Origin of the sequence: Microvirga terrae, from assembly GCF_013307435.2 — a bacterium.
GTDB lineage: Bacteria > Pseudomonadota > Alphaproteobacteria > Rhizobiales > Beijerinckiaceae > Microvirga > Microvirga terrae.
On sequence record NZ_CP102845.1, the window covers coordinates 2,703,549 to 2,727,790 of the forward strand.

General features: G+C 65.2%; 20 protein-coding genes. 10 read left to right on the forward strand and 10 right to left on the reverse strand.

What is annotated here, in order from left to right; translation table 11 throughout:
* Window positions 1–60: 60 nt before the first annotated feature.
* The 6 genes from bamA (at window position 61) to lpxB (ending at window position 7,020) form a co-directional block, all read left to right on the forward strand.
* Window positions 61–2,454: an outer membrane protein assembly factor BamA gene (bamA, locus tag HPT29_RS12820; protein ID WP_173950509.1), complete on the forward strand. Its 2,394-nt coding sequence runs from the start codon at window positions 61–63 to the stop codon at window positions 2,452–2,454.
* Between the two features lie 38 nt (window positions 2,455–2,492).
* Window positions 2,493–3,557, forward strand: coding sequence for a UDP-3-O-(3-hydroxymyristoyl)glucosamine N-acyltransferase (gene lpxD / locus HPT29_RS12825; RefSeq protein ID WP_173950510.1), 1,065 nt, complete (start codon window positions 2,493–2,495; stop codon window positions 3,555–3,557).
* A 40-nt stretch (window positions 3,558–3,597) separates the two neighbouring features.
* A complete protein-coding gene (gene fabZ, locus HPT29_RS12830) occupies window positions 3,598–4,062 on the forward strand; it encodes a 3-hydroxyacyl-ACP dehydratase FabZ (RefSeq protein ID WP_173950511.1) in 465 nt (154 codons plus the stop codon).
* Window positions 4,062–4,871, forward strand: a complete 810-nt coding sequence (gene lpxA / locus HPT29_RS12835; protein ID WP_173950512.1) for an acyl-ACP--UDP-N-acetylglucosamine O-acyltransferase — start codon at window positions 4,062–4,064, stop codon at window positions 4,869–4,871. Before fabZ ends, lpxA begins: the two co-directional genes overlap by 1 nt.
* A 171-nt stretch (window positions 4,872–5,042) precedes the next feature.
* Window positions 5,043–5,849, forward strand: a complete 807-nt coding sequence (locus HPT29_RS12840) for an LpxI family protein (protein WP_259059973.1) — start codon at window positions 5,043–5,045, stop codon at window positions 5,847–5,849.
* A complete protein-coding gene (gene lpxB / locus HPT29_RS12845) occupies window positions 5,842–7,020 on the forward strand; it encodes a lipid-A-disaccharide synthase (protein ID WP_173950514.1) in 1,179 nt (392 codons plus the stop codon). The genes HPT29_RS12840 and lpxB overlap by 8 nt, the downstream gene beginning before the upstream one ends.
* A gap of 187 nt (window positions 7,021–7,207) precedes the next feature.
* On the opposite strand, the gene gltA is transcribed toward lpxB, so the two are convergent.
* On the reverse strand, window positions 7,208–8,500 hold the full coding sequence (gltA, locus tag HPT29_RS12850) for a citrate synthase (RefSeq protein ID WP_173950515.1): 1,293 nt from the start codon (window positions 8,498–8,500) through the stop codon (window positions 7,208–7,210).
* A gap of 174 nt (window positions 8,501–8,674) precedes the next feature.
* Window positions 8,675–10,105: a glutamate--tRNA ligase gene (gene gltX / locus HPT29_RS12855; protein ID WP_173950516.1), complete on the reverse strand. Its 1,431-nt coding sequence runs from the start codon at window positions 10,103–10,105 to the stop codon at window positions 8,675–8,677.
* A 145-nt stretch (window positions 10,106–10,250) separates the two neighbouring features.
* On the opposite strand from gltX, the gene HPT29_RS12860 reads away from it, so the two are divergent.
* Entirely contained in the window at window positions 10,251–12,524 is a 2,274-nt protein-coding gene (locus tag HPT29_RS12860) for a ComEC/Rec2 family competence protein (protein WP_259059974.1), read from the forward strand.
* On the opposite strand, the gene lexA is transcribed toward HPT29_RS12860, so the two are convergent.
* From lexA to HPT29_RS12900, 8 genes are all read right to left on the reverse strand, one after another.
* The gene (gene lexA, locus HPT29_RS12865; protein ID WP_173950517.1) at window positions 12,502–13,206 is read right to left on the reverse strand and encodes a transcriptional repressor LexA; all 705 of its coding nucleotides are present in this window, start codon (window positions 13,204–13,206) and stop codon (window positions 12,502–12,504) included. The genes HPT29_RS12860 and lexA overlap by 23 nt on opposite strands.
* A gap of 108 nt (window positions 13,207–13,314) precedes the next feature.
* The gene (locus tag HPT29_RS12870; RefSeq protein WP_173950518.1) at window positions 13,315–14,571 is read right to left on the reverse strand and encodes a molybdopterin molybdotransferase MoeA; all 1,257 of its coding nucleotides are present in this window, start codon (window positions 14,569–14,571) and stop codon (window positions 13,315–13,317) included.
* Window positions 14,568–15,044 (reverse strand): cyclic pyranopterin monophosphate synthase MoaC, encoded by a 477-nt coding sequence (gene moaC, locus HPT29_RS12875; protein ID WP_173950519.1) that lies wholly within the window; start codon window positions 15,042–15,044, stop codon window positions 14,568–14,570. Before moaC ends, HPT29_RS12870 begins: the two co-directional genes overlap by 4 nt.
* Window positions 15,041–15,841 (reverse strand): indole-3-glycerol phosphate synthase TrpC, encoded by an 801-nt coding sequence (gene trpC / locus HPT29_RS12880; RefSeq protein WP_173950520.1) that lies wholly within the window; start codon window positions 15,839–15,841, stop codon window positions 15,041–15,043. Before trpC ends, moaC begins: the two co-directional genes overlap by 4 nt.
* Before the next feature lie 11 nt (window positions 15,842–15,852).
* Complete coding sequence (trpD, locus tag HPT29_RS12885) at window positions 15,853–16,866, reverse strand: anthranilate phosphoribosyltransferase (RefSeq protein ID WP_173950521.1); 1,014 nt, start codon at window positions 16,864–16,866, stop codon at window positions 15,853–15,855.
* Between the two features lie 5 nt (window positions 16,867–16,871).
* Complete coding sequence (locus tag HPT29_RS12890) at window positions 16,872–17,501, reverse strand: anthranilate synthase component II (RefSeq protein ID WP_173950522.1); 630 nt, start codon at window positions 17,499–17,501, stop codon at window positions 16,872–16,874.
* Window positions 17,502–17,559: 58 nt separating this feature from the next.
* Window positions 17,560–19,080 carry an anthranilate synthase component I gene (gene trpE / locus HPT29_RS12895; protein WP_173950523.1) on the reverse strand — a complete coding sequence of 507 codons (1,521 nt, stop codon included), beginning with the start codon at window positions 19,078–19,080 and terminating at the stop codon, window positions 17,560–17,562.
* Window positions 19,081–19,084: 4 nt separating this feature from the next.
* Window positions 19,085–20,980, reverse strand: a complete 1,896-nt coding sequence (locus HPT29_RS12900; RefSeq protein WP_173950524.1) for a SurA N-terminal domain-containing protein — start codon at window positions 20,978–20,980, stop codon at window positions 19,085–19,087.
* 136 nt (window positions 20,981–21,116) lie between these two features.
* Between HPT29_RS12900 and tpiA the strand changes: the two genes are divergently transcribed.
* The 3 genes from tpiA (at window position 21,117) to pyrG (ending at window position 24,143) form a co-directional block, all read left to right on the forward strand.
* A complete protein-coding gene (gene tpiA / locus HPT29_RS12905) occupies window positions 21,117–21,884 on the forward strand; it encodes a triose-phosphate isomerase (protein ID WP_173950525.1) in 768 nt (255 codons plus the stop codon).
* A gap of 120 nt (window positions 21,885–22,004) precedes the next feature.
* A complete protein-coding gene (gene secG / locus HPT29_RS12910) occupies window positions 22,005–22,409 on the forward strand; it encodes a preprotein translocase subunit SecG (protein ID WP_173950526.1) in 405 nt (134 codons plus the stop codon).
* Between the two features lie 105 nt (window positions 22,410–22,514).
* Window positions 22,515–24,143 (forward strand): CTP synthase, encoded by a 1,629-nt coding sequence (gene pyrG / locus HPT29_RS12915; protein ID WP_173950527.1) that lies wholly within the window; start codon window positions 22,515–22,517, stop codon window positions 24,141–24,143.
* Window positions 24,144–24,242 lie beyond the last annotated feature (99 nt).

Genomic DNA, 24,242 nt, shown 5'->3' on the forward strand with positions numbered 1-24,242 from the left:
TCGTCTCCGACCGGCGGGATCTTCCTCGCCAAGGACAGAATATAAAGAACGGGCCAGTTGATGATGTCGACGACCAAGCCTCGCCGGAAGAAGCCGGCCACTACCGCCATTGTCGCGATCAGCGCGCTGATGGCAGGGATTACTGCCGCGGAGAGCGCCTTCGCCCAGCAGGTGGCCCCGGGGAACCGCCGCGCTTCCGCTGCACAGGGTCCTATTGTCAACCGCGTCGTGGTCGAAGGAAATAAGAAGGTCGAGAAGGCCCTTCTTGAGGAACAGCTTCAGGCCCGCGCCCGCGCTCCCTACAATCAGGCTGCCGTGGACGCCGACGTTCAGCGGATCCTCGAGGTTTATCGCCGTTCCGGACGTGGTCTCGCCCAGGTGACCCCTCGTCTGGTGGACCTGCCCAACGGGACCGTCGACGTGGTCTACACCATCAACGAGGGTGACAAGACCGGCGTGAAGGAGATCCGCTTCGTTGGGAACGGCCAGGTGTCGTCCAGCCGCCTGCGCGGCCTCATGCAGACGACGGAGACGAACCTCCTCAGCTTCCTGAAGAGCTCGGACGTCTACGATCCCGATCGGCTCTCCACAGATCTGGACCTCATCCGCCGGTACTATCTCAAGAACGGCTATGCCGACTATCGCCTCGTCTCGAGCGATGTGGCCTTCGACCCCAACGGGGGCGGCTACGTCATCACGATTACGGTGGACGAGGGCGAGCAGTACCGATTTGGCAGCGTGAACGTGGATCCCCGCATCGCCGGTGTGGATCCGGGTGCTGTACGCCGGGACATCTCGACCTCTGAAGGCTCGGTCTACAACGCCGAAGCGGTCGAACGGTCGGTTCAGGCGCTGACTAGCAACGTTGGCCGTCAGGGCAATCCCTTCGCCCAGGTGCGTCCGGTCGGTACGCGTGATCCCTCCACCCGCACGGTCAATCTGACCTATGTGGTCGAGGAAGGTCCGCGGATCTACATCGAGCGCATCAACGTGCGCGGCAACAGCCGCACCCGCGACTACGTCATTCGTCGCGAGTTCGAGCTGGGCGAGGGCGATGCCTACAACCAGGTTCTGGTCGACCGGGCCGAGCGCCGGCTGAACAATCTCGGCTACTTCAAGCGCGTTCGCATCTCCAACGAGCCCGGCTCTTCGGCCGACCGTGTGGTCGTGAACGTGGATGTCGAGGATCAGTCCACCGGCTCGTTCGCGATCTCGGGCGGCTATTCGACAGCCGACGGATTCATCGGCGAAGTCTCGGTCACCGAGACCAACTTCCTGGGCCGCGGCCAGTTCGTCCGTCTCGCCGGGCAGCTTGGCCAGCGCGCTTATGGCGTCGACTTCTCGTTCACCGAGCCGTACTTCCTCGGCTACCGGATGTCGGCCGGTATCGACCTGTTCTCGAAGTTCAGTGATCAGACCCGGTACTCCCGTTACGAGAACCGCATGACCGGCGGTACGCTTCGTCTCGGGCTTCCGATGACGGAAGAGTTCACGATCACGGCGCGCTACTCGCTGTATCAACAGACCCTGGACATCCCGAACGACACCGATCAGCCTTATAACGACTGCTCGATCCCGATCCCAGGATATACTGTTACCAACGCCGATGGAACGCCGAACCGGCAGTTCTGCGAAGGCAACGGCGAAGCCTCTCTGGCGATCAAGGAATCGCAGGGTGACACGATTACCTCGCTGGTTGGTCTGACCTACAACTACAATACGCTCGACAACATTCGCGAGCCTCGGAACGGCTTCTATGCCGAACTGAAGACAGACGTTGCTGGTCTCGGAGGCGACTCGCATTACTTCCGCGTCACGGGCGACGCGCGCTACTATCGCGAGCTGTTCGAGGATGTGGTGGGTATCGCCCGTATTCAGGGTGGCCACATCATGGGCTTCGGCGATAACGGCGCCGAATTCGCACAGGGCGGCGATCTGCGCATCATCGACCACTTCTTCATGGGCCCGTCGCTGGTCCGCGGCTTCGCGCCCAACGGCATCGGCCCGCGGGACATTTCGAGCCTCGACAGCCGGGCCAACGCCATCGGCGGCACCACTTACTTCGGCGGCACGCTCGAAGTGCAGTTCCCGATCTGGGGCCTGCCCCGCGAACTGGGCCTCAAGGGTGCGGTCTTCGCCGATGCTGGTACCCTCTACGGCTACGATGGTCCGACCACCTTCGACGTGAACGGCAACAACTTCATCGACGGCTACTCCGGAACCTGCACGCGCAACGCTAGTGCGACCACGACGCAGGAATGCATCGAGGTTCTCGACAGCAAGAAGATCCGCTCCGCCGTTGGTGCGTCGATCCTGTGGTCCTCGCCGCTGGGCCCGATCCGCTTCGATTACGCGTTCGCGCTCTCGAAGGAAGAGGGTGTGATCAGGGATGGCGTGCGCGTCGGTGCAGACCGTACCCAGGCCTTCCGCTTCACGGGCGGCACGCGCTTCTAATCGGGGAGGGCGCCCGCGGGCGCCCTCGCTTATGGTACATGACAGAATCCAATTTCTTCCCGCAAAGCCAGACGTTGACCCTGCGTCAGGTGGCGGAAATGGCGAACGCAACGCTCCCCGACGGTACCGACGGGGAGTTTTTGCTTAAGGGCGTCGCCCCTCTCGAGAGCGCTGAGCCCGGCGATCTCGCCTATATGGACAATCCTGCCTATGTCGGAGCCCTGGCGACCACGCGGGCCCGTGCATGCCTCGTGACACCACGCTATGCCGCGAAGGTCCCGTCCGGCACGATCGGCATCGTGACTCCCCAGGCCTACCGGGTTTTCGCGCAGGTTCTCGGGATCCTGTTCCCCTCCGCCATGCGGCCGGAATCCGCCTTTGCGTCCACCGGGATCTCACCCGGCTCCTTCGTTCATCCATCCGCACGACTGGAGCATGGAGTCAGGGTTGATCCCGGCGCCGTCATCGGGCCTCACGCCGAAATCGGGTCTGGCACTCTCGTCGGCGCCCATTCCGTCGTCGGTCCGCAGGTGAAGATCGGGCGCGACTGCTCGATCGCGGCCAACGTGACGGTGTCCCATGCCTTCATCGGCAACCGCGTCATCCTTCATCCGGGCGTCCGGATCGGGCAGGACGGGTTCGGCTTTGCCATGGGACCTCAGGGCCACCTCAAGGTTCCGCAGGTCGGCCGCGTCATCATTCAGGACGACGTGGAGATCGGCGCGAACACCACCGTCGACAGGGGCGCCAGCCGCGACACCGTGATCGGCGAGGGCACGAAGATCGATAACCTGGTCCAGATTGCACACAACGTGGTGATCGGCCGCCATTGCGTGATCGTCGCGCAGGTCGGCATCGCCGGGTCCACGACCATCGAGGATTACGTGGCTCTCGGCGGGCAGGTCGCCGTCAAGGGGCACGTCCGGATCGGCATGGGAGCCCAGATTGCAGCGACCAGCGGGGTCAACGGCGATGTCCCCCCTGGCGCTCGCTGGGGCGGCATACCGGCCCGGCCGATGCGCGAGTGGTTCCGTGAGATCACAGCCCTGAAAAAGCTTGCATCCCAGGGCGATTCCGCCAAAGACGACGACGCGTCTTCATAACGTTCGTTGAAGACACTCACTACCGCCGGGAGTTCACGTCATGTCCGAAGCGCCCACCACGCTTCAAACCGCCGATATCATGGAGATTCTGGAGCTCCTGCCGCACCGGTATCCATTCCTCCTGGTCGACAAGATCATCGAGATCGACGGCGACAGGTCGTGCATCGGCATCAAGAACGTCACCTTCAATGAGCCACAATTCACGGGCCATTTTCCGTCTCGGCCGATTTTTCCCGGCGTTTTCCTGATCGAGGCCATGGCCCAGACGGCTGGTGCCATCTGCGTCAAGGCGAAGATGGCCGAGCAGGCGAAGCCGAAGCAGGTATTTTTCATGACGATCGATAAGGTGAAGTTTCGCCGGCCCGTGGAGCCGGGTGACCGGGTCGAGTTCCACATGCGCAAGCTGAACAACCGACGCAACATGTGGTGGTACAAGGGCGAGGCGAAGGTCGACGGCACTCTCGTGTGCGAGGCCGAGGTCAGTGCCATGCTGGTGCTCGAGTAATGGACGTCTCGATTCATCCGACAGCCGTCATTGAAGATGGAGCCAAGATCGGCCCTGGCGTAAGGATCGGTCCGCTCTGCACGGTCGGGCCAGAGGTCGAGCTGGGCGAAGGCTGTCACCTCATGAGCCATGTGGCTCTGGCCGGCCGGACGACGATCGGCCCGCGGACCCGGATCTTTCCATTCGCCTCCATCGGCCATATCCCTCAGGATCTGAAGTACAAGGGGGAGGCCTCGACCCTCGAAATCGGCGCCGATTGCATGATCCGCGAAGGCGTGACCATGAATCCCGGCACCGAGGGAGGCGGCCTGCGTACGGTGATCGGCGACCGCTGCGCCTTTCTGGCCAATTCTCATGTAGGCCACGACACCAAGGTTGGCAACGACTGCATCCTGTCCAACAACGTGATGCTGGCCGGCCATGTCACGGTCGGTGATTTCGTGATCTTCGGCGGTGGTTCCGCGGTGATCCAGTTCGCCCGCGTGGGCTCTCATGCCTTCGTGGGAGGCATGTCGGGTCTCGAGAACGATCTCATTCCCTATGGCATGGCCATGGGCAACAGGGCGCATCTGGCAGGCCTCAACATCATCGGTCTGCGCCGCCGCGGCTTCACCCGCGAACAGATCCACGACATCCGCCGGGCCTATCGCCTCCTGTTCGCCGATGAGGGCACCCTGGCGGAGCGTGTCGAGGACGTGGCCGGAGAGTTCGACGATCATCCGTTCGTGCACGAGATCCTCGACTTCATCCGCGAGGGCAAGGATCGCGCGATCTGCACGCCGCGGGACCCCGTCAGTTCGTCCGGTTAGTGCATCGTGCGGAAAAGTGATTCCGGCTCTCCGCACCGCATGATGCGTTCGCCGAACAAAGATGCATCGAATGGACCCCCGAAGCGCCAGTCCGCTTCAGGGTTCGATTCTCCCCTTCCTTCGGGCACAATCGCGATCCTCGCCGGGGGCGGGCAGCTTCCCATCCAAGTGGTGGATCATCTCCAGACGATGGGAAAGGATGTCCGTGTGTTGGCCTTCCGCGGCTTTGCGGAATCCGATTTGCGGCGGCGCGCTCATGCCACCGTCGACCTCCTCGATCTGAAGACGATCATGGATACCCTTGAGGGATGGCGACCCGAGGCCGTCTCTCTCGTGGGGGCGGTGCGGCGCCCCGGCTTCTCCGCGCTCCTCAGTGCCTACTCGCTGCTGAGGAACATGAATGAGGTCAGGGAGGTCATCACGCGCGGCGACGACCAGGTCCTGCGTGGAGCCGTAATGCTGCTCGAAGAGCGCGGACACCGTGTGGTCGGCGCCCACGAGCTTGCGCCCGACCTCGTCGCCGCCCGGTCTCTCAGCGGAGCTCGGAGCCCCAGTGCCGACGACCGCGAGGCCATTGGCCTCGGCCTCGACCTCCTCAAATCCCTCTCGGCCTTCGATATCGGCCAGGGCGCGGTCATCGCCCGCAGGCATGTTCTGGCGATCGAAGGACCCGAAGGCACGGATCGGATGATCCGCCGGGTGCTGAAGATGCGCCAGTCCTGGTTCGGCCTTCGGCGCCGGGAGGAGGGAGGGGTCCTGATCAAGGCCGCCAAACGAGGCCAGGATCTCAGGGTCGACATGCCCACCATCGGACCGCGCACGGTCGTTGAGGCAGCAAAGGCCGGGCTTTCCGGTATCGCCATAGGGGCGGGTTCCACTTTCGTGCTGGAGCACGAGAGGACTCTCGCGACCGCCGACAGGCTCGGTCTTTTTCTGATCGCCGTCGACCTGCCCTGGATGGAGGATTCCCGTGGCTGATACGAAGCCGCTGACCATCTGGATCGTCTCCGGTGAGGAATCGGGCGATCAGCTCGGGGCGAAACTGATGCGCTCCCTCAAGGCCAGGCTGGGAAGCGACGGCCTGCTTTTCGGCGGCGTCGGCGGCCACGCCATGGAAAGAGAAGGGCTGAGGAGCCTGTTTCCGCTCGAAGAGATTGCCGTGATGGGGTTCTCCGCCGTCATTGCACGACTTCCTTCGATCCTGAAGCGGATCCGGCTCACGGCCGATGCCATCGTGGCTGCAAAGCCCGATATGCTCGTCATCATCGACAGTCCGGACTTCACCCATCGGGTCGCCAAAGTGGTGAGACGCCGTGCGCCTCACATTCCCATCATCGATTATGTCAGCCCCTCCGTCTGGGCCTGGCGCCCGGGCCGCGCACCGAAGATGCGGGCCTACGTGGATCATCTGCTGGCCCTGCTGCCTTTCGAGCCGGCCGCTCACAAGCGCCTGGGCGGTCCGCCGACCACCTATGTCGGCCATCCGCTGATCGAGCGTCTTGCAGACATCAGGCCGGCGCCCGGCGAGCGCGGCGGCGCTGACGACGAACCCCTCAAGCTGCTCGTCCTGCCGGGGAGCCGGCGCTCGGAGGTCAGCCGCCTCATGGAGCCCTTCGGTGAGGCATTGACCCTCCTCAGAGATCGCTCGCCGCGTCCCTTCGAGGTAACGATCCCGGCCGTCGCCCATGTCGCCCAGGACGTCAAAGCCCGGGCAGAATCCTGGAGCGTGCGACCGCGGATCGTCGAGGGGGAGAGGGCGAAATGGACGGCTTTCCGGGAGGCAGATGCGGCGCTCGCGGCCTCCGGCACCGTGACCCTCGAACTTGGCCTCTCGGGCGTCCCCATGGTGGTGGCCTATCGCGTCTCCAAGATCGAAGAGGTGCTGAAATATCTCATCAAGGCTCCCTCGATTGTGCTGACCAACCTCGTTCTCGGTGAGAACGTCATCCCGGAGCTCATCCAATGGGACTGCACGCCCGAGAAGCTGGCCGATGCGCTTCTTCCTCTTCTTCGTGACTCTCCCGAGCGCCAGCGGCAGCTTGCTGCGTTCGGCAAGCTCGATGAGCTGATGCGGATCGGCGACGAAGTGCCGAGCGAGCGCGCGGCGCGGATAGTGGAAGAGGTGCTGGCATCACACAAGCATGTCTGAAAGGCTTCAGGGATGAACGGTCCTCCGGTCCGCCTCGCGGTCTGGGGTCGGTGATCCGGATCCGGAGAATGCGACGCGTTAAGCGGTCGGGCATGCGCCAGCCCGCATGAGCCTCCAATCGACAAACCTGAGAGACAACAAAAAGGGGCCTTTCGGCCCCTTTTCATGATCAGGATGTGTGCTTGTCTCAGCCGCGCTGGGCGACCGTCACGTAGTCGCGCTCCGTCTCGCCTGTATAGAGCTGGCGCGGACGGCCGATGCGCTGGGACGGATCCTCGATCATCTCGCTCCACTGCGCGATCCAGCCGACAGTACGGGCAAGTGCGAACAGCACCGTGAACATGGAGGTGGGGAAGCCCATCGCCTTCAGGGTGATGCCCGAATAGAAATCGATATTCGGATAGAGCTTCTTCTCGATGAAGTACTCGTCCTTCAGCGCGATCTGCTCGAGTTCGACAGCGACGTCGAGGAGCGGATCGTCCTTGATGCCGAGCTCGTTGAGCACCTCGTGGGTGGTCTTCTGCATGATGCGGGCGCGTGGGTCGTAGTTCTTGTAGACCCGGTGGCCGAAGCCCATCAGGCGGAACGGATCGTTCTTGTCCTTCGCCTTGGCGATGTATTCCGGAATGCGGTCAGGCGTGCCGATCTCCTCCAGCATCTTCAAGGCCGCTTCATTGGCGCCGCCGTGAGCCGGTCCCCACAGGCAGGCGATGCCGGCCGCGATGCAGGCGAACGGATTGGCGCCCGACGAACCGGCGAGGCGCACGGTCGAGGTCGAGGCGTTCTGCTCGTGATCGGCGTGCAGGATGAAGATCCGATCGAGCGCGCGCGAGAGCACCGGATTGACTTTGTACTCCTCGGCAGGCACCGCGAAGCACATGCGCAGGAAGTTGGAGGTGTAGTCCAGCTCGTTCTGCGGATACACGAAGGGCTGGCCGATGGAGTACTTGTACGCCATGGCGGCGAGCGTCGGCATCTTGGCGATCATGCGCATGGACGCGATCATGCGCTGGTGCGGATCCGAGATGTCGGTGGAATCGTGGTAGAAGGCCGACAGGGCGCCCACAGAGGCGACCATGATGGCCATCGGGTGCGCGTCGCGGCGGAAGCCGGTGAAGAACCGGTTCATCTGGTCATGCACCATGGTGTGGCGCGTGACGCGATAGTCGAAATCGGCCTTTTGAGCAGCGGTCGGAAGCTCTCCGTAAAGGAGCAGGTAGCAGGTCTCGAGGAAATCGCCGTGCTCGGCGAGCTGATCGATCGGATAGCCGCGATAGAGCAGGATGCCCTTGTCGCCGTCGATGTAGGTAATCTTCGACTCGGTCGCGGCCGTCGAGGTGAACCCGGGATCGTAGGTGAACATCCCGGTCTGACCGTAGAGTTTCGAAATGTCGATGACGCTCGGGCCGATGGTGCCTTCTTTGACCGGCAGTTCCACGGACTTGTTGTCGACGGTGACGGTGCTGGTGTTGGAACTCATGCGTCGTGGCCCTTTCAAAAAGGAGGCCGGGCAGAACCTAGAGCAACCGGTGGATCGGAGAAGACCTCCGTGGCTGCCCAACCGCGGTTTGCCGGTCGGTCGGTAGGATAATGGCGCCTTCGGTAGCTTATCCGTTGGAACGGAGCAAGCACGTCTAAAGGCGGGATGCCCTTGCTATGCAGCAGGCGCATCCTTGGTTTGGTCTCGAAGACGCAACAGAGTTTCGTCCTTTCCGAGCACCGCCATTACGTCGAAGAGACCAGGCGATGTGGCCCGTCCGGTGAGGGCCGCCCTGAGCGGTTGAGCCACTTGTCCGAGCTTGGCTCCGATGGCCTCCGCGTGCTCGCGTACGACGGCTTCCACGCTTTGAGCCGACCAGTCGGTGACGTGGTCGAGCTTGTCAGCGATCCCAGCGAGACGCGTCGTGCCGTCTGTGAGCAGGCTCGCCGCTTTCTCGTCGAGATGCAGCGGACGCTGCGCATAGAGGTAATACGCGCTGTCGAGCAGCTCCACGAGGGTCTTGGCGCGCTCCTTCAGGCCGGGCATGGCGGCGACAAGCTTCTCGCGCAAAGCCGGCTTGAAGGTGCGTCCAAGATGGTGCTCGTCCTTGTCCAGCTCCGGCAGAAGATCCTCGAGGGCTTGCACCAGCCGCTCGTCGTCCGCCTGGCGCATATAATGTCCGTTGAGGTTCTCCAGCTTGGCGAAATCGAAGCGCGCCGGCGACCGGCCGATGCTGCCGAGATCGAAAGCGTCGATCATCTCCTGAGTGGAGAAGATCTCCTGATCCCCGTGGCTCCAGCCGAGGCGCACAAGATAGTTGCGCAGGGCCTCCGGAAGATAGCCCAGGCTGCGGTAAGCCTCGACGCCGAGGGCACCGTGCCGCTTCGACAGCTTGGCTCCGTCCGGGCCATGGATGAGCGGAATATGCGCCATCTTCGGCACGTCCCAGCCAAGCGCCTGGTAGATCTGCGTCTGCCGTGCCGCATTGGTCAGGTGGTCGTCGCCGCGGATCACGTGCGTCACGTTCATGTCGTGATCGTCCACCACGACGGCCAGCATATAGGTGGGCGTGCCGTCCGAGCGCAGGAGAACGAGATCGTCGAGATCCTTGTTCTGCCAGACCACGCGGCCCTGCACCTCGTCCTCGACCACCGTCTCGCCCTCGGTCGGCGCCTTGAGGCGAATGACCGGCTTGACCCCCGCCGGCGCCTCTGACGGGTCCCGATCGCGCCAGCGTCCGTCGTAGCGGAGGGGCCGGCCCTCCTTGCGGGCGGTTTCGCGCATCTCCTCCAGCTCCTGCTGGCTCGCATAGCAGTGATAGGCGCGGCCCTGCGCCAGCAGGGTCTCGGCGACCTCCCGATGGCGGGCGGCCCGGGAGAACTGGTAGACCACGTCACCATCCCAGTCGAGGCCAAGCCATTTGAGACCCTCGAGGATCGCCGCGATCGCGGCATCCGTGGAGCGTTCCCGATCCGTATCCTCGATGCGCAGCAACATCTTGCCCCCGTGGCGCTTGGCGTAGAGCCAGTTGAACAGGGCCGTGCGTCCCCCTCCGATATGCAGGAAGCCGGTGGGAGAGGGGGCGAAGCGGGTGACGACGGTCATCGCGGGAAACCTTGACTGGAAAAACTCAATGGGCCGAGCGGCTTGTATCGTCCGCAGCGTCATCCGACTCAATCCACAGGGCGGTTTGGGCCGGAGCGTGCGGTCGTCTAGCATGCAACCGGAGCTGCGTTAAGCCGAAGCCACGATGGAAGACAACCGCGAAATGCCCGACCGGATCCCGCGCCGTGGTGCGCGGGCCGTGGCGCTGCCCCGGCCTTGGGCTTACCCCATCGAATGGCGTCTTCTCGATGGTCGCGGCTGGCTCTCGAAGAGCATCGCTCACGAGATCGACCAGCGGCGGCTCTTTCCTTGGATCCCCGTCTTCTTCGGCGTTGGCATCGCGCTGTTCTTCCAGGCTGATGGCCAGCCGGCCCTGTGGGCTCCGCTCGGCGCAGCTCTATTCTGTGCTGCTGCCGCGATCGCTCTTCGCCGGAAGCCAGCCGCCTTCTGCGCCGTGATCGCGATCACGGCGCTCTTTGCGGGATTCTCGGCCGCGGCCATCCGCATGCGGAACGTGGCTTCCCCGGCGCTCGCCCGCATCGTCGTCACTCCGGTGACGGGCTTCATCGAGGCGATCGAGGATCGACAGGAGGGCAAGCGGCTGCTGCTGCATGTGGTCGAGATGAGGGATGTCCCGGATGCGGAGCGGCCCGAGCGGGTTCGGGTCTCCGTGCGCCTGGGGATCGAACTCTCGCCCGGGCAGCTGATCACCGGCACGGCGCGGCTGCTGCCCCCGCCGCAGCCTGCATGGCCCGGGGGCTATGACTTCGCTCGGGATGCCTATTTCAAGGGGATCGGCGCGGTGGGTTCCATGGTCGGGCAGGTCCGTTCGGACGCTGCGTCACCGGCGCCAACTTGGGCCCTGCGGCTGGCCGCGTATGTCGATGGAGCCCGCAATGCCCTGACCGAGCGGATCGCCACCTCCATCGGGGGAGCGGCCGGAGGCGTCAGCGCCGCGCTGGTGACGGGTAAGCGCGGCCTCATTCCGGAGCAGACCAACGAGATCCTGCGTGGCGCCGGCATCTATCACATCGTGTCGATCTCGGGCCTCCACATGGTGCTGGCTGCAGGGACCTTCTTCTGGCTCGTGCGGGCCCTCCTGGCCCTTGCGCCGAGCCTTGCCCTGCTGTTGCCGGTCAAGAAGATCGCCGCCGTGGCGGCGATGATCGGGGCCACGATCTACTGCGTCTTCTCGGGCTCTGATGTCGCCACCGAGCGCTCGCTCATCATGACCCTCGTGATGTTCGGGGCGGTTCTGGCGGATCGTCCCGCCTTGAGCATCCGGAACCTGTCGATCTCCGCCCTCGTGGTGCTCGCCCGGGAGCCGGAGGCGTTGCTCGGCCCGAGCTTCCAGATGTCGTTCAGCGCGGTCGCCGCCATGATGGCCCTCGTGCCTCTCATGCACCTGAAGGAGTCAGACGGAAGGGGCTCCGGTATCGTCGCGCGCGTCGCGTCCTGGGTGTCGCGGCCGGCGCTCGGACTTGCGACGACGACCCTGGTGGCCAGCATCGCGACCGCGCCTTTCGCGGCCTATCACTTCCAGAGCCTGAATCCTTACGGTCTCGTCGGCAACGCGCTGGCCCTGCCGCTTGTCTCCCTCGTCGTGATGCCGTCCGCCGTTCTTGGCGTACTGGCCTATCCCTTCGGGCTCGACCGGCCGATCTGGCAGATCATGGGTTTCGCCGTCTCGCAGGTGCTCGACGTATCGGCCTGGGTTGGAAGCTTCAGCGGGTCGACCGTGATCGTTCCGGCCCTTGGCAGTGCCTCTCTCGTTCTTCTGACCGTCGGACTGATCGTGATGACGGTGCCGGCGTCGTCCCTGCGATGGCTTGCGATCGTGCCCGCCGGTGTCGGGCTGGCCTTCGCGGCTACGCCGCATCGCTACGACCTGTTCATCGACCGGGACGGGGCAGGGGCGGCCATTCGCGGCCGGAACGGGCGGCTGACCCTTGTGGGGCGCCCGTCCGACTTCGTCGCCGAGCAATGGCTGCGGGCCGACGGCGACGCGAGGAGCGCCGACGATGCGAGCCTCAGACAGGATGCAAGATGCGACAAAGCCGGCTGCGTGGTGGCGGCTGACAGCGGACGCTGGATCGCATTCGTCCAGGAAGTCTCGGCATTCGAGGAGGATTGCCGCCGCGCCGCGGTGGTGGTCTCACAGCTCCAGGCGCCGCCAGGCTGCAAGGCGCGCTTCGTCTGGGACGGCAGGGCGTTGAAGGAAAGCGGGGCAACGACGATCCGCTTCACACCCGACGCCATCGAGGTGCGCTCCGTCCGAACAGGAACTCAGATCCGATCCTGGTCGAACAAGGCGCATCCGCTTGAGCCGTCGCCCGCTCGGGAAGGGCTGCGTCGAGCGCAGCCGATCCCCGAGCAGGATCTTCCCGAAGAGGACGTCAGTAGCGGCGAACCAGACTGACGAGCTTACCCTGAATCTTGACCCGGTCGGGGCCGAGCACGCGGGTTTCATAGGCCTGGTTGGCGGCCTCGAGGGCGATGGAGGAACCGCGACGGCGGAAGCGCTTCAAGGTCGCCTCCTCGTCGTCGATGAGGGCCACGATGATGTCGCCCGTATTGGCTGTGTCCTGCCGGCGGATCACCACGAGATCTCCGTCGAGAATGCCGGCTTCCACCATCGAGTCGCCCCGCACTTCCAGAGCGAAGTGATCACCCTGGGCCAGGAAATCACCTGACAGCGTGATGGAATGACTGCGGGTCTGGATGGCCGAGATCGGCACACCGGCGGCGATCCGTCCCATGACGGGGATCGACGTTTCCCGATCCCGGGGATCGGACGCCGGCTGCGGCGCGGCCTTGGCCTTTCCGGCAAGGCCCCCCTCGACGACGCTCGGGGTGAACCGGCGCTGGCTGCCCGCACCGCTGGTGCTCTCCGGCAGCCGGAGCACCTCCAGGGCCCGGGCGCGGTTCGGCAGGCGCCGAATGAAGCCACGCTCCTCGAGCGCCGTAATCAGGCGATGAATGCCCGACTTGGACTTGAGATCGAGCGCATCCTTCATCTCGTCGAAGGACGGCGGAACCCCGGTTTCACGCAGCCGCTCATGAATGAAGCGGAGCAATTCGTGCTGTTTACGCGTCAGCATGGCTGGCCTCTACTGCTCCCGTGCGGAGCGATTCTGAAACAAATCGAGAACAAGGTAGCTGTTCCCGCTGTGTTCCGCAAGCCTGGGTATTCGGAAATCAACAGGAGGTCAGCAAAATCTGTCGAGCCTGATGATCCGGCAGGCCTCTCCGGCCGTGGCCGCAGGCGCATGGGGCGGCCGCACTAGGAGAGCGTCCGAGCGCTCGAGGATGCTCAGCATGGAGGAATCCTGCAGCAGATGCGGGGTTGCGACGGGCAGCATCAAACGCTCGGGCCCCCTCGTCAGCCCGACCGGGACGTCCTGGAGCGAGAGCGATGCGCGCATGTAATCCTGACGCTCGCGATTGGGCGGAAGATCGGCCCCCAAAATTGCGTCCTCGGTCGGGTCGTCGGCCGCTCTCTGATCGCCGAGGAGTGCGCGGATTGCCGGAATCAGGAAGAGAACGGCGCAGACGAGCGAGGAGACGGGATTGCCCGGCAGCCCCAGGAACAGGGTTGATCCGAGGTGCCCGTGCATCAGAGGCTTTCCCGGCCGCAGCGCCACGCGCCAGAAGCCGAGATCCATGCCGTGGCGGCTCAAAGCCTCCTGCACCAGATCGTGTTCGCCCACGGACGCGCCGCCGAGCGTCACGAGGATGTCGGCTCCTGCACTCGTGGCCGCCTGGATGCGCTCGTGGAGCGACTCCAGGGTGTCGCGGGCAATGCCGAGGTCGATCGCCTCCGCGCCCGCCCTCTCCACCATGAGAATCGTCGCCGGCAGGCTCGATGCGGTGATCTGGTCGGGTCCGACGGGCGCGCCCGCCCGCACCAACTCGTCGCCCGTAGCGAGGATGGCGACGCGGGGCTTGCGGTGGACGCTGAGTCCCCCATGGCCCATGGCGGCCGCAAGAGCGACGTGGCGGGAATCCAAGCGCAATCCGGCCTGCAGGAGCACATCGCCGGCCCGGAAATCGAGGCCGGCCGCGCGAATGTGACGACCCGGACGGCCCGCCTCCTTCACGATTACCTGATCGCCCGATCCCTCCGTATCCTCCTGCAGCACCACCGCATCCGTGCCGTCCGGAACAGGAGCCCCGGTGAAGATCCGCACCGCGTCGCCGCTGCCAACTGCCCCGGAGAACCGGTTTCCAGCCGCGCTGGCCCCGACCACCCGCAGTGTCGCCGGAACGGTCGCACAATCGGCGCTTCGTACCGCATAACCGTCCATCGCGGAGGCCGGGAAGGGGGGCTGGTCGCGAAGCGCGCTGACATCCTCGGCGAGCGTCCGGCCGGCGCAGGCGGCAAGGGGCACATGCTCGCTCCCGACCGGCCTTTCGACGCCTGCCAGAATGCGGGAGAGAGCATCCTCGACCGAAATCAGGCTCATGGTGCCTCGAAATCCCCGGAACGGCCTCCGCTCTTGCGACGCAGGCGGACGTTCTCGATTCTCATGGCCTTATCGACGGCCTTCACCATATCGTAGATCGTCAGGCAGGCGACGGAGACGGCGGTGAGAGCTTCCATCTCGACGCCGGTCTGGCCGGACACCTTCACCTCAGCGCTGACGCGTACGCCCGGAAGGCTGTCATCCAGAGTGCAGTCCACCTTGACCTTCGAGATGAGAAGAGGGTGGCAGAGCGGGATGAGTTCGTGAGTGCGCTTGGATGCCATGATCCCGGCAAGACGGGCTGTGCCCAGAACATCGCCCTTCTTGGCCTCGCCGTGGCGGATCAGGTCGAGGGTCTCCGCCTGCATGATCACGCACCCCTCGGCGATCGCGGTGCGGCTGGTGATGCCCTTGTCGGAGACATCGACCATGCTGGCCTGGCCGGTCGCATCGAGATGCGTGAGTTTCGTCATGTCGCCTCGCCGAACAGGAGCTTCCGCGTGGCGCTCGCCACATCCGCCTGACGCATGAGGCTCTCGCCCACAAGAAACGTGCGGATGTCGACCCTCGACAGACGCTCGATGTCGGAGAGCGTAAAGATCCCGCTTTCTCCGACGACGATGCGGTCCGCGGGGATCAGAGGTGCCAACTCCTCGCTGACGCCGAGCGATACCTCGAAGGTGCGCAGATTCCGATTGTTGATGCCGACCAGCCTGGTGCCGAGGGGCAGGGCACGGTCGAGCTCCGCCCGATCGTGCACTTCCACCAGCACGTCCATGCCGAGATCATGGGCGGTGTCGATCAAGGCGCGGGCTTCGTCGTCGGTGACGCTCGCCATGATCACAAGAATGCAGTCTGCCCCCCAGGCCCGCGCCTCATAGACCTGGTAGGGCTCGAACAGGAAGTCCTTGCGCAGGGCCGGCAGGCCCGACGCGTCACGGGCCTGAGCCAAGTACTCGGGCTTGCCCTGAAAGGACGGCTCGTCGGTCAGGACCGACAGGCAGGTGGCGCCGCCCTCCGCATAGGCCCGGGCGAGGCTCGGAGGGTCGAAGTCGGCGCGGATCAATCCCTTCGATGGGCTTGCCTTTTTGACCTCGGCGATGAGGGCCGGGCGCCCTTCGGCGAGATGCCGCTCGATCGCCCTGCCAAAGCCGCGAGCCGGAGCAGCCGAGCGTGCGCGGCGCTCCATGTCGTGGAGCGAAACCGCCGCTTTCGCGGCGGCGATCTCCCGGCGCTTGTAGGCTTCGATCTTGCTGAGAACGTCGGCCATGGGAGCCTCGCTCAGCTGTTCGAGATCTTGACGAGACGCTCGAGCGTCGCCTTCGAGGCGCCGCTGTCCAGAGCCCGAGACGCCCGGTCGAGACCATCGCGCAGATTGTCGGCTTCGTCCGCCACCACCAGCGAGGCTGCGGCGTTCAACAGGGCCACGTCCCGATAAGGGATCCGGGCACCGTCCAGGACAGCGCGAAGCTGGGCCGCGTTATGCTCCGGGTCGCCGCCCCGGAGATCGTCGAGCGAGACGGTCGGCAGCCCGACCTCGTCGGGCGTCACGGTGAAGCGGCGGATCGCGCCGTTCTCGAGAGCCGCTACGAAGGTCGGACCCGTGGTGGTCATCTCGTCGAGGCCGTCGGAACCATGCACGGTCCAGACCTTCTGAGAGCCGAGTTCCTTCAGAACCTGGGTGAGCGGCTCGAGCCAAGCTTCTGAAAAGACGCCGAGAAGCTGGCGCTTGGCGCCGGCCGGATTGGCCAGCGGCCCGAGCAGGTTGAAGATCGTCCGGGTGCCGAGCTCAACGCGTACCGGCGCCACGTGGCGCATGGCGGCGTGATGGGTCTGGGCGAACATGAAGCAGAGCTTGGTCTCGTCGAGACAACGCTCCAGGCCTTCCGGATCGAGCCCGAGCTTGAGGCCGAGGGCCGCCAGCACGTCCGCCGTGCCGGACTTCGAGGAGGCCGCCCGGTTGCCGTGCTTGGCCACGGGAACGCCGCAGGACGCCACGATGATCGAGGCAAGCGTGGAGATGTTGTAGCTGCCCTTGTGGTCGCCGCCGGTGCCGACGATGTCGACGGCCTTCTCGGGGGCGTTGATCCGTAGCATGCGGCCGCGCATGGCCGTGACGGCGCCGACGATCTCTTCCAGAGCCTCGCCGCGCACCCGCAGGGCCATCAGGAAGGCTCCACCCTGGGCAGGTGTGACTTCACCGGAGAGCAGGTCGTCGAACGCGTCCCGCGCCTCGTCGCGCGTCAGCGATGCGCCCGTGGCGACCTTGGCGAGATAGGATTTGAACGATTCCATCGCTTTCACTGTCCTGCTGACGCTGCGGCACTGCCGGTGGCCCGGTGTCTGGCGTTCCAATCCGCTGCGAGTTCGAAGAAATTGCGCATGATCGTCACCCCGTGCTCCGACAGGATGCTTTCAGGGTGGAACTGCACGCCGTGGATCGGCAGGGAGCGGTGCGACAGGCCCATCACGAGGCCGTCCGAGGTTTCCGCTGTGACCTGGAGGTCGGCCGGACAGGTTTCGCGATCGACGATGAGCGAGTGGTAACGGGTCGCCTTGAACGATCCGTTGATGCCGCGGAACACCGCCTGTCCGCCATGCTCCACGTCCGAGACCTTGCCGTGCATGGGGAGGGGCGCCCGCGAGACGGTGCCACCGAAGACTTGGCCGATCGTCTGCAGACCGAGGCAGACCCCGAAGGTCGGGATGTCGGGCGAGGCGCGTTTGACCAGGTCGAGACAGATCCCGGCCTCGTTCGGCGTGCAGGGGCCGGGGGAAAGCACGATGGCGTCCGGCTGCGAGGCGAGCACCTCGTCGGTCGTGATGGCGTCGTTGCGCACCACGTCGACGGAGGTCGCGAGCGGACCGAGCAGATGCACCAGGTTCCAGGTGAAGCTGTCGTAGTTGTCGATGACGAGAACGCGGGTCATAGCGCGCCGACGTTCGCGTAAGCGAAGCTCCCGGTCAAGGGACAGCCTGGCGTCCCGTTCATTGTCCGACCCTGGCCTGGCTGGCGAAACGCACGGCTTCCTCCGCCGCCCGGAAGAGAGCCTTCGACTTATTGATGCATTCCTGCTGTTCGGAGGCCGGATCGGAATCGTACACGATGCCGGCACCCGCTTGAACGGCCATGCGTCCGTCCTTGACGACTGCCGTGCGCAGCACGATGCAGGTGTCCATCTCGCCGTTGGCGCCGAAGTATCCGACGCAACCGGCATAGGGCCCGCGCTTGTCCTTCTCCAGTTCGTCGATGATCTGCATCGCCCGCACCTTCGGCGCGCCCGAGACCGTCCCGGCCGGGAATCCCGCCACCAGGGCATCGAGGGCATCGAACGAGGGATCGAGCCGGCCCTCCACGTTCGACACGATGTGCATCACCTGGCTGTAGAACTCGAGGAAGAACGAATCCGTGACTTCGACGGAGCCCATCTCGGCCACGCGGCCGACATCGTTGCGACCGAGATCGAGCAGCATGAGGTGCTCGGCCCGCTCCTTCTGGTCGGCCAGCAGGCTTTCCGCGTGGGCCCGGTCTTCGGCCGCCGTCGCGCCCCGCGGGCGTGTTCCGGCGATCGGCCGGATCGTGATCCGGCCTTCTCGGACCCGTACCAGGATTTCCGGCGAGGAGCAGACGATCTGGAAGTCCTCGAAGTCGAGGTAGCAAAGGAACGGCGCCGGATTGACCCGCCGCAGCGAACGGTAGAGTGCGAAGGCCGGCAGGGGGAAGGCCGACTCGAAGCGTTGCGAGAGCACCACCTGGAAGATGTCGCCGGCCCGGATGTACTCCTTCGCCTTGGCGACCATCGCCTCGAACTCCTCCGGTGTCGTGTTCGAGACCGGAGGATCGAAATGGATCCGGGTCGGATCGCTGCGGTCGTCGATGGGCAGGGGACGCTCGAGGACGGTGGTCACGTCGTCGAGGCGAGAGAGCGCACCTTCATAGGCCGCCCGGGCGGAGGTACCGGCCCGCGGGCGCACGGGCGTGATGAGAGAGATCTCGTCCCTGACCGCGTCGAACACGACCATGACAGTCGGGCGAATGAGAATCGCGTCGGGAACCTCGAGCACGTCCGGATTGGGCTCGGGCAGGCGCTCCATGAGACGAACCATGTCGTAACCCAGATAGCCGAAGAGGCCCGCCGCCATGGGCGGCAGATCGTCGGACAGCGGCAGGGCGCTTTCCTTGATGAGCGCGCGCAGGCTCTCCAACGGGGGAGCCTCCTCCACGGTGAACTCCTTCATCCGGCTCAACGCCTGCCGGTCGATCGATGCCACGCCATCCTGACAACGCCAGACCAGATCGGGATCGAGCCCGATCATGGAGAAGCGGCCGCGGGTCGCTCCGCCTTCCACGGATTCGAGCAGGAAGGCCGAGCCCTTCCGGTCGTGCCGCAGTTTCAGGAAGGCCGCGACAGGGGTCAGGAGATCGCCCACGAGCGTCGTGCGCAGGACGCCGGCTTCGCCTGCCTCGTAGGCCGCCGCGAAGGTGTCGAAATCGGGCGTGGTTGTCATCGGTTTAGGATTCGCTGCCCGTGGCGCGACGCAGCGCCTGCTGATTGATGGTGACGCCGAGATCCTGGCGGACCTGGGCGATATACTGGCTGAGCAGATCGTCGCCGAAGCCGGTGCGGAGCTGGTTCTCGGCGTTCTGCGCGGCCTGGGTCGTGGTGACCAGGGGCGGCACGGTTGCGGACGTGACCTTGAACACCGCGCGGGCGTCGGTCCCGTTCGCCGCATGGCCGACCTTTCCGACTGGAACGGCGAAGATGCGATTCACGGCTTCGGCCGCGAGATCGTCTTTGGCGGCGTTGCGGGCAAGGTCCGTCGCGTTCACGACCGGTGCACCGACCGACTGGGCCACGGCCTCGATGGCCTCGCCCTTCTCGAGGCGGCCCGTCAGCTCGTTCGCCTTCTCGGACAGGCGCTGCGCGACCTGATCCTCCCGCCATTGGGCGGCGACCTGATCGCGGACCTCGTCTAGGTTCTTCTCGCGGGAGGCCTCGATGCCGGTCACGTCGTACCAGACATAGCCGGTCGCCGTGCGCAGGGGTTCGTTGTCGACCCCGATGTCCGAGGCGAAAGCCGCCTTCACAACGGCATCCTTCTCGGGCAGGTTCACGGGATTGCCGGCCTTGTCGAGGCCGCCGGCCTCGACGGCCGGCACCTGGATCAGGGTCAGGCCCTTGTCCTTCGCAATCTCCGCCAGGGGCTTGGCGCCAGCGCGCAGATCCTCGATCTCGTCGTGGATCCGCTCGATCTGATCCTTCGCGCGCTCCTGGGCGAGTTGCTGCCTGATCTCGGCCGCGACCTCTTCGAAGGCGCGAACCGACTCGGGCTTGATCTGGGTGACGCGCACTAGCACGGGGCCGAAGCGGCCGGCGATCGGGCCGCTGACGGCTCCCTGATCCAGCGTGAATGCGGCATCCGCGACCGCCTGATCGAGCATCTCGGCCTTGGTGAAGGTGCCGAGCTCCAGATCCTGCGGGGAGACATTGCGCTCGGTGGCAAGGGACTCGAAGGTGGTCCCTTCCTTGATCTTCGCGGCGGCCGCCTCGGCGTCGGCCTGGGACGGGAAGGTGATCTGCTGGATGGTACGGTGCTCCGGAGTGCCGAAGGACGCCTTCCGCTGCTCATAGGCCTGGCGGGCATCGGTCTCCGACACGGTCTCCGGCTTGGAGATCGCCGCCGCGTCGAGAGCCATCACGGAGACGGCCCGGTATTCGGGAGCCCGGAAGGCGCTTCGGCGCTCGTTGAAGAAGCTCTGGAGCTGCTCGGCCGTCGGAGCCGGGATGTCGCCCGCCATGGCCGGGGTCAGGAGCAGATAAGCGGCGGCGCGGCGCTCGCTGGCGTAGCGGTGCAGGGCCTCCCTGGCGGCGACCGGCACATTGATGTCGCCGGCGATGGCTTCCGCCAGGTGGAGGCGCGCCATGGCCGAGCGCTGCTCCTGCACGAAGCCGGCCTCGGAGAGACCGGCATTGCGCAGAGCCTGATCGAACTGGGCGCGGTTGAACTGGCCGTCGGCGCCCTTGAAGGCCGGGTTGTTCATGATGGAGGCGGCAACGAGCTGATCCGACACGGAGAGGCCCATCTGTTTGGCCTGCTCGGCCAACACGGCTTCCGTGACGAGATTGGACACGACCTGTTGATCAAGGCCGAAGGCACGCGCCTGCTCCGGGCTGATCACCGTGCGGAACTGGCGCCCGAGGCGCTGGAGCTCGTTGGTGTAGGCGTTGCGGACCTGATCGACCGTGATGGTCGTGCTGCCGACCTCGGCCACCGCGGAAGCCGGGGTGACGCGGAAGATGTCGCCGATGCCCCAGATGGCGAAGCTGACGATGAGGGCACAGAAGAAGATGGTGGCGATCGCTTTGCCGACCACGGTCTGCCCAGCCTTGCGCATGTTCCGAAGCATCGTGAACCCGTTTTCCAAAAAATCGTTAAACCTGCCGATAAACGATCAGGGGCTCTACGAAAAGGGCAAGTCTGGTTGAAAGAAGGCTCTAGCCTCTGCTACTGCCGGATCATCAAGCGTGACAGGAGTGCCTTACATGAGCGTCGATAGGCCGCGCCCGCTGGTGGCGGGAAACTGGAAGATGAACGGATTGAGGTCGTCGGCCAAGGTCCTGGAGGAGGTCCATGCCGGCTATACCCCAGGTCTCAAGGCCAAGGTCGAGCTCGCCGTCTGTCCGCCCGCCACCCTGGTGGGCGTTTTCGCCCGCCACTCGGTCGGCTCCAGGGTGGCGATCGGCGGTCAGGACTGCCATGCCAAGGAATCGGGTGCCTTCACGGGCGATCTGTCAGCCGAGATGCTGGCCGACGCGGGGGCGACCTACGTGATCGTCGGCCATTCCGAGCGCCGCCAGTACCACAAGGAAAAGGATGTGGATGTCTGCGCCAAGGCGGTGGCGGCCCATCGCGCGGGTCTGACTGCCATCGCGTGCGTCGGCGAGACCCGGGAGGAGCGTGAATCCGGCAAGACCCTGGCGGTCGTCCGCAGGCAGCTGCGCGGTTCGATTCCGGTCGATTCGAACAGCCACAACCTTGTGGTCGCATACGAGCCGGTCTGGGCCATCGGCACCGGCTTGACGCCGACGATCGCCGACGTGGCGGAGGTGCATGCCCTCGTCAGGGACGAACTGCGCCGCCTCGTGGGCAAGGCGGAGGCGCCCAAGGTCCGCATCCTCTACGGGGGCTCCGTGAAGCCTTCGAACGCCGCCGAGCTGATGGCCGTGGACAACGTCAACGGTGCCCTGGTCGGCGGAGCGAGCCTCGTCGCGGCCGATTTCCTCGCCATCGCCGGGGCCTATCTCGGGTAACGGCGAAAAGGCGGCTTGCGGGTCTTTGATCCTGCGCCCACCTATGCTACAGGCCGCCGCAACGAACGGATTGCGAGCGGCTGTCGCCCTGTGCGCAGCCGCTTGAGGTTTTTGAAAACGATGCAAACAGTTCTCATCATTGTCCATCTGATCATCGTGCTCGCCCTGATCGGCGTGGTTCTCCTGCAGCGGTCCGAGGGCGGCGGCATGGGTCTCGGCGGCGGGGGAGGCGGCGTGTCCGGCTTCATGACCGGGCGGGGTCAGGCCAATGCGCTGACCCGCGCGACGGCGATCCTGGCGGGCCTGTTCTTCGTGACGAGCATCGCCCTCACCGTCATGGCGACCACGACGCGGGCTCCGCGGTCGATTCTCGACGGCGCCGCGCCGGCGGCACCGGCTCCGGGCCCACAGGCTCCGGCTGCTCCGCAGGGCGGCAACGTGCTCGAGCAGCTTCAGCGGCTCCAGGGCGAACAGCCGGCCGCACCGGCGCCCGGGTCGCCAGCCCCGACAGCGCCTCAGCAGTAAGCGAAACCAGGGCCGGACCTTCCGGCCCTCTCTTTTTGTGGATGGGTTTCGGGTTGTCGGGTTCGCGATTGCGAATCGGTGCCCGATGTTTATGGATAGGGGTCCATGACGCGGTACGTATTCATCACCGGCGGCGTGGTGTCTTCGCTCGGCAAGGGTCTGGCTTCGGCGGCTCTGGGAGCGCTTCTCCAAGCACGCGGTTACAAGGTTCGGCTTCGCAAGCTCGACCCATATCTCAACGTCGATCCGGGGACGATGAGTCCCTACCAGCACGGCGAGGTCTTCGTGACCGACGACGGCGCTGAAACCGATCTGGATCTCGGGCACTACGAGCGCTTCACCGGCGTTCCGGCCACCAAGGCCGACAACATCACCACTGGGCGCATCTATCTCGACATCATCACCAAGGAACGCCGCGGCGACTATCTCGGCGCGACCATCCAGGTGATTCCCCACGTCACGAACGCCATCAAGGACTTCGTGCTCACGGGCAATGAGGGCTTCGACTTCGTTCTCGTGGAAATCGGCGGCACGGTCGGCGATATCGAGGGACTGCCGTTTTTCGAGGCGATCCGTCAGCTCGGCAACGACCTCGACCGAGGGCAGGCGATCTACGTCCACCTGACCCTGCTGCCGTTCATCCCGTCGGCCGGCGAGCTGAAGACGAAGCCGACCCAGCATTCGGTCGCGGAACTGCGCTCCATCGGCATCCAGCCGGACATCCTGCTCTGCCGCACCGATCGCGAGATCCCCAAAGACGAGCGCCGCAAGCTCGCCCTGTTCTGCAACGTGCGCGAGACCGCCGTGATCGAAGCGCGCGACGCCCGTTCGATCTACGACGTCCCGCTCGCCTATCACGAGGCGGGGCTCGACAGCGAGGTTCTGGCGGCCTTCGGGCTCGACGGCGCGAAGACGCCCGATCTTTCGCGCTGGACCAAAATTTCCGGGCGCGTCCACAATCCGGAAGGCGAGGTGACGATCGCCGTGGTCGGCAAGTATACCGGCCTCAAGGATGCCTATAAGTCGCTGATCGAGGCCCTTCATCACGGCGGCATCGCCAACCAGGTGAAGGTGAACCTGGAATGGATCGAGAGCGAGATCTTCGAGCACGAGGATCCGGCTCCGTTCCTGGAAGGCATTCACGGCATCATGGTTCCCGGCGGCTTCGGCCAGCGCGGCGCCGAAGGAAAGATCCGTGCGGCCCGCTTCGCCCGTGAGCGCAAGGTGCCGTATTTCGGCATCTGCTTCGGGATGCAGATGGCCGTGATCGAGGCGGCGCGCTCGCTCGCCGGAATCCAGGACGCCAGTTCGACGGAATTCGGACCGACCTCCGAACCCGTGGTCGGCCTCATGACCGAGTGGCTGCGCGGCAACGAGCTCGAGAAGCGGGCCACCGGGGGCGATCTCGGAGGGACCATGCGCCTCGGGGCGTATCAGGCTGCGCTCAAGCCCGGGAGCAAGGTGGCAGAGATCTATGGCGGCACGGAGATCTCAGAGCGTCACCGGCACCGCTATGAGGTCAACATGACCTACCGCGACCGGCTCGAAGGGAAGGGCCTGCGGTTCTCCGGCGTCTCGCCGGACGGCGTGCTGCCCGAGATCGTGGAATACGAGGACCATCCCTGGTTCATCGGCGTCCAGTACCATCCTGAACTGAAATCGCGCCCGTTCGAGCCGCATCCGCTCTTCAAGAGCTTCATCCATGCGGCCGTGGAGCAGAGCCGCCTGGTTTAACCGCCGCCACCCCGTCATCGCCGGCACAAGGCTGGCGATGACGGTCGTAAAGCCGCCGAGCCCATCATTGCTCGGAGGGCCGGCTTCCCGTGGGGCGTT